Origin of the sequence: Pseudomonas sp. Sample_11 (assembly GCF_004307505.1) — a bacterium.
Taxonomy (GTDB): Bacteria; Pseudomonadota; Gammaproteobacteria; order Pseudomonadales; family Pseudomonadaceae; genus Aquipseudomonas; species Aquipseudomonas atacamensis.
This window is the reverse complement of record NZ_RCOD01000105.1, coordinates 68,929-86,660: the sequence shown is the minus strand read 5'-3', so window position 1 is coordinate 86,660 and position 17,732 is coordinate 68,929. Positions and strand designations below refer to the sequence as shown.

Here is a 17,732-nt window from a genome sequence, read left to right as displayed (position 1 = left end):
CGCCGGGGGTCGCGGGTTCGAGTCCCGTCCGCTGCGCCATATTCGGTAACCTGGACCACTGAACGCCAGGTCGCCACGGAAAAACCCGCTGAAGCGGGTTTTTTTCTGTCTCAAGGTTGTACCCGCGGGATGTATCGTTTCACCGGTTTTCAGATTTTTTTGAAAAATATTCAATTAAATCAACACTTTACGAAAACCTGTGGCATAATGCGCCCCGTAACGAAGCGAAGGGTGATTAGCTCAGCTGGGAGAGCGTCTGCCTTACAAGCAGAATGTCGGCGGTTCGATCCCGTCATCACCCACCATTCGTTTCAAGCGTTTCGCGCAGCGGTAGTTCAGTCGGTTAGAATACCGGCCTGTCACGCCGGGGGTCGCGGGTTCGAGTCCCGTCCGCTGCGCCATATTCGGTATCTGGAACTGAACGCCAGACACCACAAAAAGCCCGCCTTGTGCGGGCTTTTTGCTGTCTGCGATTTATAAAATCGCCGCGCTACTGCGCCGCATTGCGGGCATGCCGATAATCGCTCACCGCCTCGTACACTGCCTTGCGCAAGCGATTGATCCCGCCAATCGGCCGATGCGCCTCGATGCCGAACCACGGGTTGAACGACAGGTTGTCGCATTGCAGATTCAGCGCCGGCGTGTCGAAGTCCTGCGCGGGCAGGGTGATCCGCGCCACGGTTTCAAACGGTGCATCCTGCTCACGCCACTCAATGCTCGTGTCCTCGATCGGCATGTATTTGTTCGCGTCCTGGCGCTGGATCTGCAAGGCGAAGCACGCCGGCACCCGATCCGTCGACAACTGCTGATTCAGTGCGCTGCGCAGGAAATTCGGCAAGTCGTGATTCTGTTTGGGCAGCGTATACGCCGGGCAACGCTCCGGATCCGGCACGACGCGGAATTTCGCATTGGCCTCACCGAACTTGTAGGGCGATACCGAGAAATATGTGGTCTCAGTCGGACTGTCCGGCGGCGCTGACAGAGTGGCCAAGGCGATAAACAGATGGCGGACCTGCCAAGTGCGCGGATCCCATGTCGGAAAAAACGCCATGACCTTCTTGCCGTCTGCCTGCGCCGCCACATTCTGACGGTACTCGGCGACATTGCTGACAAAGAAATTCGGATGGCTGAACATCACGAAATCCTGTTCATGCTGGTCCTGGCGATTGCCGAGCAGTTGCGTGCCAGGAACCTCGAACAGCTTGATTGCCATCCCGCGCGCGTCGCGAATGCTGTCGAATTGCGGATAGGCATTGCCGTTGGACAACCGGATCAGCGCCTGCCAGGTCTTGCCCGGCTCGCTGAACACACCCTGTCGCAGCGATTGCGCCAGTTCCGGTAACACCTGCACTTGCGCCTTCACGCAGCCATGCGCCTTGGCGTGGGCATCGCGCAGATAACGCGTGGGTTCGCGGTGCTGGTCGACGATGCGCACTGCGGTTTGAATGATGTCCTGGGTCATCGCCGCTTCGCCTGCTGGAATCTGTTCCTGCGCCGACACCGGCCCGCGATGCTGCCAGGCAAACCATGCGGTGGCGATGGCCCAGCCGAGCAGGGCGATGACCAGCAGGATCAGCAGCGTCTTGCCAAGCAAACGCCCCAACCACAGCCAGAAGCGAGCCAGTGGCGGCAGTTCTTTTTTGAATGTCGGCATGATCATGGCAACTGCGCCTCCAGTGGTCTGCCCAGTACTTTCAGGTATTCGAGCAGCGCCCAGCGCTCCTCGGGTTGCAGGAGTCGGCCGATCACCCCGTTGCCGCGAGCGCCGGCGCGGAATTCGTGGCCGCTATTGCGGTTGCCGCTGATGCGCGTGTCGAACAGAAAACCGTTGGTGAAAGGCTCGGTGCGATAGCCGAGGTGGCGCGGATCGTATTCGAGCGTGCCTTTATAGAAAGTAGTGGCGCGCTCATCCTGCGGTGACAGCAACTGATAGATGCTCGGCACCGAACCGTTGTGCAGAAACGGCGCAGTCGCCCACACGCCAGCCAGCGGTCGGGCCTTGTAAGCCACTTTCTCGCGCACGCCGATCGGCAGGCCGAAACCATCCATGCGCGGCTTTTCTTCCGGCGTGATCTGCGCGTCGCGATAGGCACGGTTTTCCACGAACGCGGTGACGTAAGCCAGGCCCTTGGCCACCGACAATTGGCTCAGATCAAGCGGCTCCTTGGGTTCGGGGTGCAGTTTGACGTCCATCTTTTTCAGCTCATTGACATCCCATTGCAGTGCGCTCAGGTCGAAACGGTGACTGGCAATGTTGTTGGCCGCATTCGGATCGGTGCCGATCACCTCCACGGGAATCATGTGCAAGTGCTGCACCCAGCGTTCGCCTTCCTGCGATTGGCGCGGGACATGGCAGCCGGCGCAGTTTTCCGCGAACAGCGCGCGGCCTCTGGCGGCCAGCGGCTTGTCGATCGCACCGAACAGATCTTCCGGCCAGGTTGGCGGCTTCAGCTGCTGCAAGGTTTCTTCGATGGCGTGCAGATCACGCACGCGCACGCTGGAGGGATAGCGCGCAGCGCCTTGCAGCGGCTGACCGTTGGCGTCGAAGAAATTCAGCGTGGCACCGACGCCGAGCGCCTCGCCGATGTTGCGCGCCATTGGCTGTTGAGCCGAGCCGTTCCACTGCACCCAGTCAAACGTCCACATGTCCCACAGCTGCGGGTAATCCACCGGGGCATCGGCCACGCGGTAGTTGGCAGGGGAAATCGCATCGCCAAACGTCGCGTTGGCAATCCGGCCAAACGCATCGGTGCGCCCCGGGCCTTCCTCGGTCGGGTACAGGCCGCGATGAGTGTCGTTCCAGGCCACTTTGACGAAGGTGTTCAGCGAGGTCTTGAACTCCTTGCGCAATTGTTCGCGGCGCGCTTCGTAATCATCTCCGAGCACCTGGCGGGCGAAGCGCTCAAACTTCCATGGGTTGTAGTAAGTCGAGGCGAGACTGGCGACCAGGGCCTGTCCGAAACTGCCACCGCGCAAAGTAGGAACGCTGGAAGGCAGCACGTGCTGTGCGGTGCCGCCATCGATACGCACGGCCTGGCCTTTGAAGCGCAACTCGCCGGTGTGGCAAGCGGCGCAGGTGATGTCCAGATAATGCTCCGAGACATTGCCGGGATTCTGGTGCCGGGCAAAACCGACGGGGAGGTTGCCGGGGTTGTTCGCGCTAGCTTTCTGCTGCGGGTCGACCAGGAAGCCGAAACGGGCGAGATATTCAGGGGAGGCGAAGCGCTGCTCGGAGAAGGGCAATTCCAATGCCTGGAACCACTCGTAACGCAGGCCTTTGACTTGCGTACCTTGGGGCGTGAAGTAGTAGGTCTGCCGTTGCTCTTCGCTCCATTGATCCAGGTAACGTACCTGTTGCGGCGGGGTGTAGAAGGGCAATTTCGGGTTGGCGACGTAATAGACAATCACCGCGAGGGCGATTACCGCCAGCACGATCAGCAGCGCGAGAACGCGGGATAAGAGGCGCAAGTTGAACATCCTTGTCGAATTGTTGCGCTGTTATGCCTGAGTGGCGCTGGCTGGGCAAGTGGCCATTACGCCAGTTACTGAGTCAGGAGCCGACGAGCCTTGTCGTCCGTGAATGACAGAAGCTTCATCCAGCCGTTGCCCAAATGCGTTTTAATCCCTGAACTTATCGGAAGATTCCTGCTCTCATGCCGGTAGCCATTGGTCGTGGCGGCCTGATAAGCTCGCGGCTTTACTCGATTGCCCATTCGGCGCATGAACAAGGAAATAGCATGAAACAGCATCGGTTGGCGGCGGCGGTAGCCCTGGTTAGCCTGGTACTCGCGGGTTGTGACTCGCAGACCAGCGTAGAGCTGAAAACCCCGGCGCAAAAAGCTTCCTACGGCATCGGCCTGAACATGGGCAAAAGCCTTGCCCAGGAAGGCATGGATGATCTGGACTCCAAAGCGGTAGCCCAGGGCATCGAAGATGCCGTTGGCAAGAAAGAACAGAAGCTGAAAGATGAAGAACTGGTCGAAGCCTTCGCCTCGCTGCAAAAGCGTGCTGAAGAGCGTATGGCCAAGATGAGTGAAGAGTCGGCAGCCGCCGGCAAGAAATTCCTCGAAGAAAACGGCAAGAAGGCCGGTGTCACCACCACCGCTTCGGGCCTGCAGTACGAAGTAGTGAAGAAAGCCGATGGCCCACAGCCTAAGCCGACCGACGTCGTCACTGTTCACTACACCGGCAAGCTGACCAACGGCACCGTGTTCGACAGCTCCGTCGAGCGCGGCAGCCCGATCGATCTGCCAGTCAGTGGCGTGATCCCGGGTTGGGTTGAAGGTCTGCAACTGATGCACGTTGGCGAGAAGTACAAACTCTACATCCCTAGCGATCTGGCTTACGGCGCTCAGTCGCCAAGCCCGGCAATCCCGGCCAACTCGGTTCTGGTTTTCGACCTGGAACTGCTGGCCATCAAGGATCCGGCCAAAGAAGACGCCGCTGCCAAGTAACACGCAACGGCATCGCCAACAACGCCTCGCTTATGCGGGGCGTTGTTGCATCTGCAGGTCAGGGAAGGTAAACAGAGCGAACTGACGGCGATCAGCACAGTCATAGCTTTGAGGCTGCCCGCGCTAGACGCCTTGAGCTGCCAAGTCAATGAAATATTGGGCTTTTTTATGTGAGTAAAAAACGCCCGATCTGAGCGCAGCCCTTATGAAACGGGGCTCTCAGCGCTGAAATGCAGCTCTGTTCACAAGGTTATCCACAATTTGTGTGGATAACATTTCAACGGGAAGAATAGATGAAAGCTCCGTGGAATTTCGCTCGATTCCTGCCGTTGGCCGGTCGCCTGCTGGCCCGTGGACGCCTGCCGACCCTATTGTTTGCCGTGGCCAGCAAAGGCGCCGCGCAAGGCAATCGCTTGGGCAAACTCAAGGATGATCTGCGCTTGCTGCAGTCGTTATGCCTGGCCTACTGGCGTGGCGAGTATCGCGCGATCAGTGCCAAGTCGCTGATTTCGGTGGTGGCGGGCCTGATGTATTTCCTCAGCCCGGTCGATGCCATTCCGGATTTCATTCCCATGTTCGGCATGCTCGATGACATCGCTGTCCTCGCCTGGTTGATGAAAACCCTCGATGACGAACTCAACGCCTTCCGCCTGTGGCGCAAACGCCAGCAACCCGAAAAGCTGGCCGTGGTTGAACGCCTCCCTGATACCCCTGAACAATTGCAGCTGCAGGGCCCGAAAAAACCCTGACTGACCAAGTCTGCCTACAGATAGATACCACTCGCGACCTTAGCCGCTGTTAGGATTACACTTCTAGGGAAAAGTGCCGACTCGCTAAGTGGTGTTGTCCTACGGGGTAGTCATGGATATTCAGATAATTGCACGCGATGGCGAACCCGAATACGCGGTTCTGCCGTGGGCTCAATATCAGGCTTTACTGAAAGCAGCAGGGATCAACGCAACACCGGCGCCGCAGCCAGCAGCGCCGCTCGCCACCTCGCCGGAGCCGATTCTTCCGGGTCTGGATCAATTACGCAGTTTGCGCGAAGGGAAGGGCATCGCCATCGAGGCGCTGGCCCGCACGGTAGGCATCAGCCCGTCTTACCTGGCCATGATCGAAAGTGGTGAGCGTCAACCCGACGCCGCGATTCGCCGCAGCCTGGCCTGGGAACTGACGGTGCCAGGTTGGAGGGATGAATCGTGAGCGTACGCATCAGCCGTCAACATTGGGACGGATTGCTGGGGGAACTGGACCAGGCGCGTCGTCAGCGCCATCTTCTGACCTATCGAGCCTTGCTTGAGCGTTTGCAGCTACCGACTCCGGCGATGCAGACGTTGACGGCTGCACTGGAGCATCTGGCCGCACTGGACGCCAAAGCCGAGCAGCCGTTGCGCAGTTCGCTGGTCATCAGTCAGGGCGCGAGTCGTTTGCCACGTACCGGGTTCTTTGAATGTGTCGAGCGTCTGGGGCGCTTTTCCGGGCCGTCGGATGGCGTTGCAGCGGCGTCCTGGCATGCGTCGGAAGTGGTGCGGGTCTTCGAATACGAATATCCGGAATCGGCGGAGGCCTGAGTGTTTCTGCGGCTCAAGGTGCGGGCGGGTTACTGGCTGGCGCGCAGGCTGTTTCACTGGTCGTGGTTCGTTCGCCAGCCGCGTGGCTGGCGCTGGCTTGAAGGCCAGTTCGCGCGCATGGCCAACCTCGGCGATGTCGATGCTCAAAGCTTTTATGGGCACATTCTGACTTTTCGCGGCGTCGGGTTGGGCGCGCGTGAAGAAGGCGTGCGTCTGCTGCGTCTGGCGGCGTTGGCCGGCGACGGTAAAGCCGCTTATCAAGTTGGCGTGATCAGCCTCGCCGGTACCCCGAGCAAGGCGCCGGGTCCCGTTGAAGCCGCTCGTTGGTGGAGCATGGCCGCCAAGGCCGGGCATCCGTTGGCCGAGCTGAAGCTGCAACAGCTGAAGGCTGGTGATTCAACGCAGTAATTCCATGTATGTCTTCTAAGTAAACGCGGCGTGAGGTTTTCCTCACGCCGCGTTTACGTTTCTGCCTGCACGTTTTTCGCTTGATGCTGGATTGCAGATTAGTCCTACATCCTTTGCCTACTCGCCTGACTTCTTTCCTCTTTGATCCCCCGCACAGTTCCCGCGACTAATTTCTTGCGCGAGGGACCGCTCATGCTTCAGCCCGTTTTTCAGTCCACCTTGTTTGCTCGCGTGTGTTGATGGAAGCCATCGCGCGCATCGAGCAGGAACTCGACAGCTTTCCGCAAACGCTCAGCCTCTACCGCAAACAGCTTGATCACTGGCTCAGTCGCAGGGCGGACCAGATCAGCGAGGCAGCAGACCTGCCATCGCTGGTGGGTATGGAGCGGATCATCCGCTTCGGCGATAGCAGTACGTCGGTCAGCAGCAGCGACGACGAATTTTCCTCCAGCGTCGTCCAGTGCCCGCACGGCGGGCTGATGCAAATCGAGAGCAAGTTCGAATCGGTCTACGACATCCCGCTGGGCAACATTTCCGTCGATGTGGTCGACGTGGATAGCGGCAAAACCGCGCCGGTCACCCTTGATCAGCAGGGCAAGGGCGAGTTCAGAGGCGACGAGGGCAAGTTCTACCGCGTTCTGGTCCACAGCGCTGTCACCTCCAGTCAAGTCGACGAGCTGTTCAAATCCTACGACGGTTTGACCGGCGAACTTGAGCGCTGGCTGCGTAGCGAGTGGCAAGGTTTCAAGCCGCAGTGGTCACAGTCGGTGGCGATCGCAGCCAGCAACGGCATGCTCGCCGGCAGTTGGGCGGCCATCGAGGGGGTATGGGACAGCCTCGGTCTGCTCTCGGAAATTCTCCAGGATCCCGGCAAGTTTGCCGAGCGTTTGGGCAGTGGCGCGGCTGAGCTGATCGAGCTGGCGCAGACCGCTCCGGATCTCATGGAAAAGCTGCAGTTGCTGGTCAGTGACGAAGCGGCGATGTGCTTGCTGCTACGGTCGGCGAGTCTGTGGCTGGACATGCTGCCGCCCAGCGAGGTTGCCGGCAAGTCTGCTGAAGTGGCGTCGATGATGATCGTGCAACTGATCATCGATGTCTTGATCAGCGTGGTGCTGACGTTTGTCGGAGCGGGGGCAGGGATCGCTTATCTGACGCTGCGTCTGGCTGACCGCGCAACGCAGCTGTTCAACGTCGCCAAGCGTCTGGTCAAGGCGCTGTTCAGCATCGTCAACGCCTTTATTGAATACGTCGACCGCTACAAAGCCGTTGCCGCGCGGGGCATCGCCGCCGGGGTGAAAAAGGGCCGGATGCAATTGCGCTGGGATGCCAAGCGCAACGCCATGTTGAAGAAGGACGAGCCACACGACGACGCGCCCGACCAATCGAAAAACCCCAACGGCGATGCCGCCGATTGCGTGCCCAAAACCTGTACCAATGGCTGCCCGGTGTCGATGGTCACCGGCGAAGAACTGCTGACCCTGACCGACGCCGTGCTCGACGGCGTGTTGCCCTTCGAGTTCACCCGTTTGTACCGCAGCAGCGCGGTCGAGATCGACATCGGCCTGGGGTTCGGCTGGAGCCATACGCTCGCGCATCGGCTGGCCTTCGACGGCGATGGCGTGATCTGGATCGACCACGAAAACCGCCGCACTCGTTTTCCCCTGCCCAATGTCGCGCGCCCGGCGATCCACAACAGCCTGTCGCGTGCGGCGATCTTTCTCGGCGATGAGCCGGAAGAACTGATTCTGGCGTTGGCCGGTGACAGCGCGCGGTTCTATCACTTTCGCGCCGGGCGACTGACCGCAATCAGCGATGTCTACGGTAATCGTCTGACCCTGCAACGCGATCGCTCCGACCGCATTCAGCGTCTGGACAACGGCGCCGGCCGCGCCCTGCTGTTGCGCTATGACCGCGCGCAGCTGGTGGCGATCGATTACCAAGTTTTTGTTCAGGGCGAGTGGACCACCGAGCAAAACCTTGCCACCTACAGCTTCGATGCCCGGCAACGCCTGCTGGTCGCGACCAACGCGGTCGGCGACAGCGAGCGCTACGACTACGACGACCACCACGTCATCCTCCAGCGCCAGTTGACCGGCGGTGCCAGCTTCTTCTGGGAGTGGCAGCGCGAGGGCAAAGCGGCGCGCTGCGTGCGCCACTGGGCGTCGTTCTCGCAGATGAACACCCGTTACGTCTGGAACGATGACGACGCCAGCGTGACCGTGCATTACGTCGACGGCACCGAAGAAGTCTACGTCCACGACGAGCGCGCGCGGCTGGTGCGCCAGGTTGCGGCCGATGGCGGCGAGCAGCTCAAGGCCTATGACCAGCAGGGGCGCTTGATCGCCGAGCAGGATGCGTTGGGCGCGGTCACCGAATACCGCTACGACGAAGTCGGACGGCTGATCGCGGTGATTCCGCCGGACGATGCACCAACGTCCTACGAGTACCGCAACGGTTTTCTCTACAAGCGTTGCCGTGGTGAGGCGGTGTGGATCTATCGGCGCAACGCTGAAGGCGCCGTCACCGAAGCGGTCGATCCCGACGGCCAGGTCACCCATTACTACTACAACCTGCGCGGGCAGTTGCTGTCGCTGCGTTATCCGGACAGCAGCCGCCACCGCTGGGTGTGGAACGAGCTGGGCCAGCTCATCGAGGAAACCCTGCCCGATGGCGGCGTGCGGCGCTTTTCCTACGATGCGCTGGGCCGGCGGATTACCACTCAGGACGAATTTGGTGTCGTCAGCCGTCAGGAGTGGGACGCCGCCGGCCGACTGATCCTGACGACTTCTCCTACGGGCAGCACGCGCGCCTACAGCTACGGCGCCTACGGCCAGATCACCGCAGAACGTGACGAGCTCGGTCGTATCACCCGCTATGAATATGACGATGACCTGCACCTGGTCTCGCGGCGGATCAATCCTGACGGCACCCGCGTGCAGTATCGCTATGACCATGCGCGGCTGTTGCTGACCGAGATTGAAAACGAATCGGGCGAAAAGTACCGACTGGATTACACGCCGACCGGATTGATCCGACAGGAAACCGGGTTTGATGGGCGCCGGACTGCGTATGCCTACGATCTCAATGGGCATCTGCTGGAAAAGACCGAGTTTGGTGATTTCGGCCCCAGTCTGGTCACCCACTACGAGCGCGACAAGGCCGGGCGCTTGCTGGTCAAAATCCTGCCCAATGGCGCCAAGATCCGCTACGACTACGACCGCCTCGGCCGATTGATCGGTGTCGATGACGGCCAGAACCATCCGCTGGCCTTCGAGTATGACCGTCAGGATCGCTTGATCACCGAGCATCAGGGCTGGGGCACCTTGCGCTACGCCTATGACGCCTGCAGCCAGCTCAAGCGGATGCGCCTGCCGGACAACAGCAAGCTCGACTATCACTATGCCAAGGGCGGTGCGCTGTCGGCCATCGACCTCAACGGCACGCCGCTCACGCGCCACGTCTACCACTGCGGTCGTGAACAGCAACGCCAGCAGGGTCTGCTGCTCAGCGAATATTCCTACGACGATCAGGGCCGCTTGCTCGCCCATGCTGTAGGTCATCGCCACGCCTCGCTGTACCGCCGCGATTATGCCTACAGCGCCAACGGCAATCTCGAGCACATCGCCGACAGCCGCCACGGCCAGCGCACCTACGGCTACGACGCCCTCGACCGGTTGATCCGCGTACGTCACTCACGCGACGAACTGCCCGAATCCTTCGCCCACGACCCGGCCGGCAACCTGCTGATGCAGGACCGCCCCGGCCCTGCGCAGATCAAGGGCAATCGCCTGCTGATGCAGGGCGACCGTCATTACGACTACGACGCCTTCGGCAACCTGATCCGCGAACGCCGAGGCCACGGCCAGACCCTGGTCACCGAATACCGCTACGACTGCCAGCACCGCCTGATCGGCCTGACCCGCCCTGACGGCCAGACCGCCACTTATCAATACGACGCCTTCGGCCGCCGTATCCGCAAAACCGTCGACGGCGCCGTCACCGAATTCTTCTGGCAAGGCGAACACCTCGTCGCCGAAAGCAGCGCCACGCAATACCGCAGCTTCCTCTACGAACCCGGCACCTTCCGCCCACTCGCGATGCTCGACGGCAAAGGCCCGAAAAAGGCCTGCCCGTTCTACTACCAACTCGACCACCTCGGCACCCCACAGGAACTCACCGACTACAGCGGCGAAATCGTCTGGTCCGCGCAATACGACGCCTACGGCAAAGTCGCCGCCGTCACCCTCGCCGGCGAAGACTACCTCGACCAACCGCTGCGGTTTCAGGGGCAGTATTTCGATGTTGAAAGTGGGCTGCACTACAACCGGCATCGGTATTACGACCCGAGATTGGGAAGGTATCTGACACCGGATCCGGTGAAGCTGGCGGGTGGGTTGAACCAGTACCAGTACGTGCCGAATCCGACGGGGTGGGTGGATCCGTTGGGGTTGACGTCCAATTGCCCGCCGCCGAATAAGCCTGGGTGTGAGGTGCCGGGGGGTATTGGTGGGGCTAAAGTTGATGATGGTGAACCTGCGCTGCCGAAGATGACGGCTCAGGAGCGTCGGGCGAGGATTGATGAATTAGCTGAAGAAAACGCATACCGACGTTTGCATGAAATGGAGAATCCACAAAATGGAGAGCATTTTCTGGAAAAGCACGGCGCCCAAACAACACTACGGTCGCAATTTGAAAGGATCATGACAGGAAAAAATCCAACGACTGGCGTTATAGAGACCTACACCGGTGGATCACACCATGGAGAACCTAAAATTCCAAGCGCGGCTACTCATTTTTTCAGCCATAGAGATCAGCTGAACGCTATCTATAGAGCAAAACTTATATTCCGTCAGACTAATCTTCAAACATCTAGAAGGCCTATGGACATGGGGAAGATAATTGGGGAAGGTTATACCAGAGACGGCATTTATGGGCAGCAGAGGAAAGCCGTGGTTATTCTGAGAGCTAATGGCGATACCGTGACTTCATATGCGGATTTTGAATGATGAAAAAAACGTATGAAATTGTAGATATAAAAAACTTGTTGTTTGTTTTTGATATAGAAAATACTACTGATGTCGAGAGGGAACGATTAATAGTTGAAAAAAATGTAAACGATTCGCGTCAGTTAAAAGAGCTTTTCGATACTGTGTTAAGGCCTGAATTTTGTGAGTACACAGATGCAGAACAAGAATCGCTAATAAATACTGTCGAACACTTTTTGGAGAGAAACGACAATTTCGACCGTGTATTTAACCGAATGACAACTTATTTTGACGAAGAAATTACCGATAGGTCTAGTTTTATGAGACTTCTATTAGAGTGCTTAACAAAGTATCGGGATGAAACGGGCTGTGGCTAAAAATCTGCATTCTGGAGTGGCGCCTGGCAAGTAAGCACGCACTCTACTACGTCGAGTTTAACCGACTAACTGTGATGCCTTTGGAAACGCCGTAGGATCGAGCAAATACACACTAAATCCCACAACATCCTTAGCATGATGCTTAGCCTGCGAAGCCATCTCCGCAAGCTGGCTGGCATCAAGCGCTGCACAAGCCTCAGGCCGCAGATGCACCACCCCAATCGATAACGACAACAATGCGAACTCCTGCCGCACACCCTGACGATTCGGCGCAATAAAACATCCCGCCTCAAGGTGTTCAGGCCGATAGAAGCGGCGGCATTGGTTTTGGAAATCGTCGAGCAGTTGGTTGAGGCGTTTGCGCCAGTCTTCGGGGCCGAGGACGAGGAGGAAGTCGTCGCCGCCGATGTGGCCGACGAAGTCGCGGGTGGGGTCGATGCGTTCGTTGAGGCATTGCGCGAGGCAGAGCAGGACTTCGTCGCCGCGCCCGTAGCCGTAGATGTCGTTGAAGGGTTTGAAGCTGTCGATGTCGACGTAGCAGATGATCGACTCGCGGGCCTGTTGCAGCAGGCGCGTGAGGCATTGCTGGATCGGTACGTTGCCCGGTAGCAGGGTGAGGGGATTGGCGTAGCGCGCCTGCTGGATTTTCAGTTCGGTGATCAGTTTCAGCACGTCGATCACCCGGCCGAGGCCGAGGTAACTACCGTTGAGGGTGATGATGAAGTCTTCTTCGATGCGCTGGCGGGCGCGGCTGGTGATCAGGCGGCTGACTTGCTGCAGCGACTGGCTGATTTCCACGGCGAGGAAATCATCGTTCATCAGGCGGCTGATCGGTTTGCGCGCGAACAGATCGGTGGCAAACGGTTTGAGCAGTGCGTCCGACAGCGAGTGGCGATGGACGATGCCGCAGGGCTGGCCTTGTTCGTCGAGCACGGCGAGCGAATTGAGGTTGGCCTGGCGGCGGAAGGCTTCCAGTACCGTCGCGGTGGGCGTATCGCGTTGCACGGCGGGCTGGTCGTTGAGCAGGGCGCTGAGGTCGCTGCCTTCGTCATTCAGCGCGACGGCGCTGCTGTCGTGTTTGGGCATCATCGCGCGAGCGTCGCGGGATGGATGTTCCTGAGGGCGGCCGAGCAGGTAGCCCTGCACCAGGTCGACGCCCATTTCAGTCAGCACCGCGAGTTCTTCCGGCAACTCGATGCCCTCGGCAATCACCTGCGCGCGGGACGCTTTGGCGATTTGCAGGATCGAGCCGACAAACTCTCTTTTCAACGCATCCTGATGAATGCCATCAATGAAGTGCCGGTCGATCTTCACGTAATCCGGACGCAATTCCGACCACAGGCGCAGGCTCGAATACCCTGCACCCAAGTCGTCCAGCGCAATGGAAAAACCCATCGCCCGATAGTGATGCAGAGCGGTTTGCAGCAACTGAAAGTCATCGATTGGCGTCTGCTCGGTGAGCTCGATGACCACTTGGCTCGGCGCAATGCCCAAGTCCTGCAGCAGTTGCAACGTACGCCCGGGTTGGTGCGCGGCTTCGAGCAAGGACTCTGGAGACACGTTAAGGAACAGCTTGCCCGGCAGTTGCTGCTCGTTGAACCGGCGACAGGCGCTTTGTCGGCAGGCGATCTCCAGTTCGCTCAATCGGCCAGCCTGTCGCGCTACAGCGAACAGGGCAATCGGCGAGTGAAGAGGGCTGTTGGACGGGCCACGGGTCAGGGCTTCGTAACCGAGAATGCGGCGTTCGGAAAGACAGATGATCGGCTGGAACAGGCTGTGTAAACCGCTTTGAGTCAGGATCGAGCTCAACGCGCTCAGCTGTTCGGTCGTGGTCATGGCAGTCTCTGGCGATAAAAAAAGGACCGGGAGCGCTTGCTCCCGGTCCTTTATTGCACGACAGAATGATGACTGTTTGATGACGATCCGGGGATCGTCAGCACTAAATTGCCATCACTTACTTCTTGGCCACCTGATTGCTCAGTTTCAGGTAATCCAGCAGCACGCGCCCGGTTTCGCTCAGGTAGGCATCGTCTTCCGGTTTGACCTTGTCCGGCTCGGCAGCGGCCAGTGCGTCTTCGTCTTCTTTCTTCAGCTCTTTGAGCGGTTCTTCGCCTTTGGCCTTGCGACGGATGTTCTCCATCGCCAGCTGCTTGGCGTCGATGTCGGCGTGCTGGGCACGACGATCGGCTTCGTTGAGGCTGACGGTTTTTTCTTCCATCAGTTTCTGCGCCAGGGCCAGCTTGTCGCGGATGAACACGAACTCGGCATCCTTGTTGGTGCGCGCGTCATGTTCGGACTTCAGCTGGGCGAGGAACGGCTTGAACGGATCGGCCGCTGGTTTGATCGCCGCGCGGATGGTGTCCCACGGCATGGCTTCCGGCAGGGCGCTTTCACCGATTTCCTTGGTGTCGATCAGCGACGGGTAGTCGATGTCCGGCAGTACGCCCTGATGCTGGGTGCTCTGCCCGGAGACACGGTAGAACTTGGCCAGGGTCAGTTTCAGTTCGCCATGGTTCAGCGGCTGAATAGTCTGCACGGTGCCTTTGCCGAAGGTCTGACCACCGATGATCAGCGCGCGGTGGTAGTCCTGCATGGCGCCGGCGAAGATTTCCGAGGCCGAGGCGGACAGGCGGTTGACCAGCAGCGCCATCGGGCCTTTGTAGAACGCGCCCGGGTTTTCGTCCTCGAGGACGTCGACACGGCCATCGGCATTACGCACCAGCACGGTCGGACCTTTGTCGATAAACAGGCTGGTCAGTTCGGTGGCCTCCTGCAGGGAGCCGCCGCCGTTGTTGCGCAGGTCGATGACCACGCCGTCGACTTTTTCCTTTTGCAGCTCGGTCAGCAGCTTCTTGACGTCGCGGGTGGTGCTCTTGTAATCCGGGTCACCGGCACGGAAGGCCTTGAAGTCGAGGTAGAAGGCCGGGATCTCGATCACGCCGAGTTTGTAGTCCTTGCCGTCCTGTTTCAGGCTGAGGATCGACTTCTTCACGGCCTGATCTTCGAGCTTCACTGCTTCACGGGTGATCGGCACAATCTTGGTGGTCTGGTCATTCGGCGCATTGCTCGCCGGAATGACTTCCAGGCGCACCACGGTGCCTTTCGGACCGCGAATCAATTTGACCACTTCGTCCAGACGCCAGCCGACCACGTCGACCATTTCCTTGTTGCCCTGGGCAACGCCGATGATCTTGTCGGCCGGAGCGACCTGCTTGGTCTTGTCCGCCGGGCCTGCCGGCACCAGACGCACGACTTTCACTTGATCGTTGTCGCTCTGCAACACGGCGCCGATGCCCTCCAGGGACAGGCTCATGTTGATGTCGAAGTTTTCCGCGTTATCCGGCGACAGATAGTTGGTGTGCGGGTCGTAGGACATGGCGAAGGTGTTGATGTACGCCTGGAAGATGTCCTCGGCGCGGGTCTGGTCGAGACGCGCCAGCTGATTCTTGTAGCGCTTGGTCAGGGTTTCCTGGATCTGCTTCGGGTCTTTGCCGGCGATCTTCTGGCGCAGCACTTCGTCCTTGACGCGTTTGCGCCACAGGTCGTCGAGTTCTGCGGTGGACTTGAGCCAAGGCGCGTCCTTGCGATCGATCAGCAAGGTCTCCTTGGTGTTGAAGTCCATCTTGTCGACGCCTTTGTTCAGCTCGGCAAGGGCGAAGTCCAGACGCGCCTTGACGCGGTCCAGATAGCGCTTGTAGATGGTGAACCCGGCGTTGAGGTCGCCGCTTTTGAGGAAGTCGTCGAACTGCGTCTTCCACTTGTCGAATTCGGCGATATCGCTGGCCATGAAATAGCTGCGCGACGGGTCGAGCAGCTTGATGTAGCTGTCGTAGATGATCACCGAGCGCGCATCGTCGAGCGGCGGCTTGCTGTAGTGGTGACGCTTGAGCAACTCGACGACGTTCAGGCTGGCGATGACTTCATCGCGATCAGGCTGCAACTTGTCCCAGCTGTTGGCTGCGAATGTGGTGCCCGACACCGGCAACAGGCCGATACCGATGAAAAGAGCGAGGGCGGTGCTGGGGAGCAGATGCTTCATGCTGATTCGACGCGGGGACAATTGATAACGCATATTAGGCCGTCTTTGAAGTCGCCGGTTCTTTGAGAGCCGGTCGCATAATGCAAAAAGCCCGGCGCTACAGCTTCGGGCTCAGTCCAGACTCACTATGGAGGCAGTGTGAAGGCATTGCAAGGCGTTGAAGGTCAAGTGGCATGGGTTGAAGAGCCGAGTCTTACCTGCGATGTAGGACAAGTCCGCATCCGGGTGGCGGCAGCCGGCCTCAATCGCGCCGATTTATTACAGAAGGCAGGGCTTTATCCGCCGCCCCCCGGTGCCAGCCACGTGCTCGGTCTTGAGTGCTCCGGGGTGATCAGCGAGGTCGGCGCGGGCTCGTCCTGGCAAGTCGGTGACCGGGTCTGCGCCTTGCTGGCCGGGGGCGGCATGGCCGAAGAGGTGGTCGTCGACGGACGGCATGTGCTGCCGGTGCCCGAAGGTGTTTCGCTGATCGAGGCGGCGGCATTGCCCGAGGTGTACGCCACCGTCTGGCTGAATGTGTTTCAACTTGCAGCGCTGAAACCCGGTGAGAAAATTCTCCTGCACGCCGGCGCAAGTGGAATCGGTTCAGCCGCCATTCAGCTGTGCAAAGCCTTCGGTAACCCTTGCTGGGTCAGCGTCGGTTCCGCCGAGCGCCTGGCTTACTGCGAAGCGCTGGGTGCGCAGGGCGGCGTGGTGCGTACCGATGATCTGGAGAGCCTGCGCGACTTCGGGCCGTTCGACGTGATTCTCGATCCGGTGGGCGGCAATTATTCAGCATTGAACCTCAAGCTGATGGCGCTGGACGGGCGTTGGGTGCTGATCGGTTTGATGGGCGGGCGCGAGGCGACACTGGATCTGGCGCAGGTGTTGGCCAAGCGTGTGCAACTGCTCGGTTCAACGTTGCGCAGTCGTGGCGATCAGTTCAAGGCGGATCTGCTCAGTGACCTGGGCCAGCATGTCTGGCCGCTGTTTGCCGAGGGCCGCTTGCGTCCGCAATTGGCCAAAGCGTTTGCGGTGAAGGATGCCGAAGCAGCGTTTGCCGAACTGGCGAGCAATACGGTGGCGGGCAAGTTGGTGCTGGTGATCAATGAGGGTTTGAGCTGACAGCAAAACAAGGTCAAAAGATCGCAGCCTTCGGCAGCTCCAACAGAGGCACGCATTCCAAAAGTAGGAGCTGCCGAAGGCTGCGATCTTTTGTTTTTATTTCCAGAGGTGGATCGGCCAGCCGGCCTTTTCGGCGTGCTCAAGCAGCACCGGATCGGGATTGACCACGTGCGGGAAGTCCACTTTAAGCAACAACGGCAGATCATTGCGCGAATCGGAATAAAAACTCGCGCCTTCGAGGTTTTCTTCTTCGGCATCCAGCCATTCCAGCAAGCGGGTGATCTTGCCTTCGCGGTAAGTCAGGGTGCCGACGGTGTTGCCGCTGTACACGCCATGGGCGACTTCCAGTTCGATGGCCAATATCTCGTCGATGCCCAGACGATCAGCGATCGGGCGAACCAGGTGCGCACCGGATGCCGAAATCACCAGAATCCGGTCGCCGGCCTTGCGGTGGGCGGCGATGGTTTTGGTCGCGTCGCTGAAGATGATCGGTTCAATGAAATCTTCCACCCACGGGCCAACCAAGTGCTCGATTTCCTCAGGGGTACGGCCAATCAATGGTTCGAGACTGAAGGCCATATAGTCCTCCATCGCCAGATGTCCGCGGCCATAGGCATCCATCAGTTCCTTGTCGCGCTGCATGAACGACTCGCCATCGACCCAGCCAAGGCGGACCATCTGCTCACTCCATAGCGAGGAGCAGTCGCCGTGGATCAACGTTTCGTCCAGATCAAAAATTGCCAAAGCCATCGGGTTCTCTCCGAGAACAGCTGCAAGCTACGAGCTAATAGCTGCAA

13 protein-coding genes and 2 tRNA genes are annotated in these 17,732 nt (G+C 59.3%); 10 read left to right on the top strand and 5 right to left on the bottom strand.

Annotated features, from left to right (window positions below):
* Nucleotides 1-229: 229 nt before the first annotated feature.
* Nucleotides 230-305 (top strand) — tRNA-Val (locus tag D8U60_RS27075).
* 19 nt (nt 306-324) lie between these two features.
* Nucleotides 325-401: transfer RNA gene (locus tag D8U60_RS27070), tRNA-Asp, on the top strand.
* Between the two features lie 89 nt (nt 402-490).
* On the opposite strand, the gene D8U60_RS27065 is transcribed toward D8U60_RS27070, so the two are convergent.
* Both D8U60_RS27065 and D8U60_RS27060 read right to left on the bottom strand, forming a co-directional pair.
* Nucleotides 491-1,660 carry a catalase family protein gene (locus D8U60_RS27065; protein WP_130901369.1) on the bottom strand — a complete coding sequence of 390 codons (1,170 nt, stop codon included), beginning with the start codon at nt 1,658-1,660 and terminating at the stop codon, nt 491-493.
* Complete coding sequence (locus D8U60_RS27060; RefSeq protein ID WP_130901368.1) at nt 1,657-3,468, bottom strand: di-heme-cytochrome C peroxidase; 1,812 nt, start codon at nt 3,466-3,468, stop codon at nt 1,657-1,659. The genes D8U60_RS27065 and D8U60_RS27060 overlap by 4 nt, the downstream gene beginning before the upstream one ends.
* A 269-nt stretch (nt 3,469-3,737) precedes the next feature.
* On the opposite strand from D8U60_RS27060, the gene D8U60_RS27055 reads away from it, so the two are divergent.
* The 7 genes from D8U60_RS27055 to D8U60_RS27025 all read left to right on the top strand — a co-directional run bounded on the left by D8U60_RS27055 (nt 3,738) and on the right by D8U60_RS27025 (nt 11,795).
* Nucleotides 3,738-4,454 (top strand): FKBP-type peptidyl-prolyl cis-trans isomerase, encoded by a 717-nt coding sequence (locus D8U60_RS27055; RefSeq protein WP_016773732.1) that lies wholly within the window; start codon nt 3,738-3,740, stop codon nt 4,452-4,454.
* Nucleotides 4,455-4,747: 293 nt separating this feature from the next.
* On the top strand, nt 4,748-5,203 hold the full coding sequence (locus D8U60_RS27050; protein WP_016773733.1) for a YkvA family protein: 456 nt from the start codon (nt 4,748-4,750) through the stop codon (nt 5,201-5,203).
* A gap of 112 nt (nt 5,204-5,315) precedes the next feature.
* Complete coding sequence (locus tag D8U60_RS27045) at nt 5,316-5,657, top strand: helix-turn-helix transcriptional regulator (RefSeq protein ID WP_016773735.1); 342 nt, start codon at nt 5,316-5,318, stop codon at nt 5,655-5,657.
* The gene (locus D8U60_RS27040) at nt 5,654-6,025 is read left to right on the top strand and encodes a hypothetical protein (protein WP_003223109.1); all 372 of its coding nucleotides are present in this window, start codon (nt 5,654-5,656) and stop codon (nt 6,023-6,025) included. The genes D8U60_RS27045 and D8U60_RS27040 overlap by 4 nt, the downstream gene beginning before the upstream one ends.
* Nucleotides 6,026-6,433: a sel1 repeat family protein gene (locus D8U60_RS27035; protein WP_130901367.1), complete on the top strand. Its 408-nt coding sequence runs from the start codon at nt 6,026-6,028 to the stop codon at nt 6,431-6,433.
* Nucleotides 6,434-6,672: 239 nt separating this feature from the next.
* Complete coding sequence (locus tag D8U60_RS27030) at nt 6,673-11,439, top strand: RHS repeat-associated core domain-containing protein (RefSeq protein WP_130901366.1); 4,767 nt, start codon at nt 6,673-6,675, stop codon at nt 11,437-11,439.
* A complete protein-coding gene (locus D8U60_RS27025) occupies nt 11,439-11,795 on the top strand; it encodes a hypothetical protein (RefSeq protein ID WP_071171512.1) in 357 nt (118 codons plus the stop codon). Before D8U60_RS27030 ends, D8U60_RS27025 begins: the two co-directional genes overlap by 1 nt.
* 57 nt (nt 11,796-11,852) lie before the next feature.
* On the opposite strand, the gene D8U60_RS27020 is transcribed toward D8U60_RS27025, so the two are convergent.
* A complete protein-coding gene (locus tag D8U60_RS27020) occupies nt 11,853-13,631 on the bottom strand; it encodes a bifunctional diguanylate cyclase/phosphodiesterase (protein ID WP_130901365.1) in 1,779 nt (592 codons plus the stop codon).
* A gap of 118 nt (nt 13,632-13,749) precedes the next feature.
* Nucleotides 13,750-15,834 carry a carboxy terminal-processing peptidase gene (locus D8U60_RS27015; RefSeq protein ID WP_163018905.1) on the bottom strand — a complete coding sequence of 695 codons (2,085 nt, stop codon included), beginning with the start codon at nt 15,832-15,834 and terminating at the stop codon, nt 13,750-13,752.
* Nucleotides 15,835-15,972: 138 nt separating this feature from the next.
* On the opposite strand from D8U60_RS27015, the gene D8U60_RS27010 reads away from it, so the two are divergent.
* Nucleotides 15,973-16,935 carry a zinc-binding dehydrogenase gene (locus tag D8U60_RS27010; protein ID WP_130901364.1) on the top strand — a complete coding sequence of 321 codons (963 nt, stop codon included), beginning with the start codon at nt 15,973-15,975 and terminating at the stop codon, nt 16,933-16,935.
* A 96-nt stretch (nt 16,936-17,031) separates the two neighbouring features.
* On the opposite strand, the gene D8U60_RS27005 is transcribed toward D8U60_RS27010, so the two are convergent.
* Nucleotides 17,032-17,685, bottom strand: a complete 654-nt coding sequence (locus D8U60_RS27005) for an HAD family hydrolase (protein WP_016773740.1) — start codon at nt 17,683-17,685, stop codon at nt 17,032-17,034.
* Between the last annotated feature and the right edge of the window lie 47 nt (nt 17,686-17,732).

Bases quoted from the DNA above. Each gene is read 5' to 3' on its own strand.
- D8U60_RS27065 (WP_130901369.1), bottom strand. From the start codon at position 1,660: ATGATCATGCCGACATTCAAAAAAGAACTGCCGCCACTGGCTCGCTTC.
- D8U60_RS27055 (WP_016773732.1), top strand. From the start codon at position 3,738: ATGAAACAGCATCGGTTGGCGGCGGCGGTAGCCCTGGTTAGCCTGGTA.
- D8U60_RS27050 (WP_016773733.1), top strand. From the start codon at position 4,748: ATGAAAGCTCCGTGGAATTTCGCTCGATTCCTGCCGTTGGCCGGTCGC.
- D8U60_RS27045 (WP_016773735.1), top strand. From the start codon at position 5,316: ATGGATATTCAGATAATTGCACGCGATGGCGAACCCGAATACGCGGTT.
- D8U60_RS27030 (WP_130901366.1), top strand. From the start codon at position 6,673: ATGGAAGCCATCGCGCGCATCGAGCAGGAACTCGACAGCTTTCCGCAA.
- D8U60_RS27025 (WP_071171512.1), top strand. From the start codon at position 11,439: ATGAAAAAAACGTATGAAATTGTAGATATAAAAAACTTGTTGTTTGTT.
- D8U60_RS27020 (WP_130901365.1), bottom strand. From the start codon at position 13,631: ATGACCACGACCGAACAGCTGAGCGCGTTGAGCTCGATCCTGACTCAA.
- D8U60_RS27015 (WP_163018905.1), bottom strand. From the start codon at position 15,834: ATGAAGCATCTGCTCCCCAGCACCGCCCTCGCTCTTTTCATCGGTATC.
- D8U60_RS27005 (WP_016773740.1), bottom strand. From the start codon at position 17,685: ATGGCTTTGGCAATTTTTGATCTGGACGAAACGTTGATCCACGGCGAC.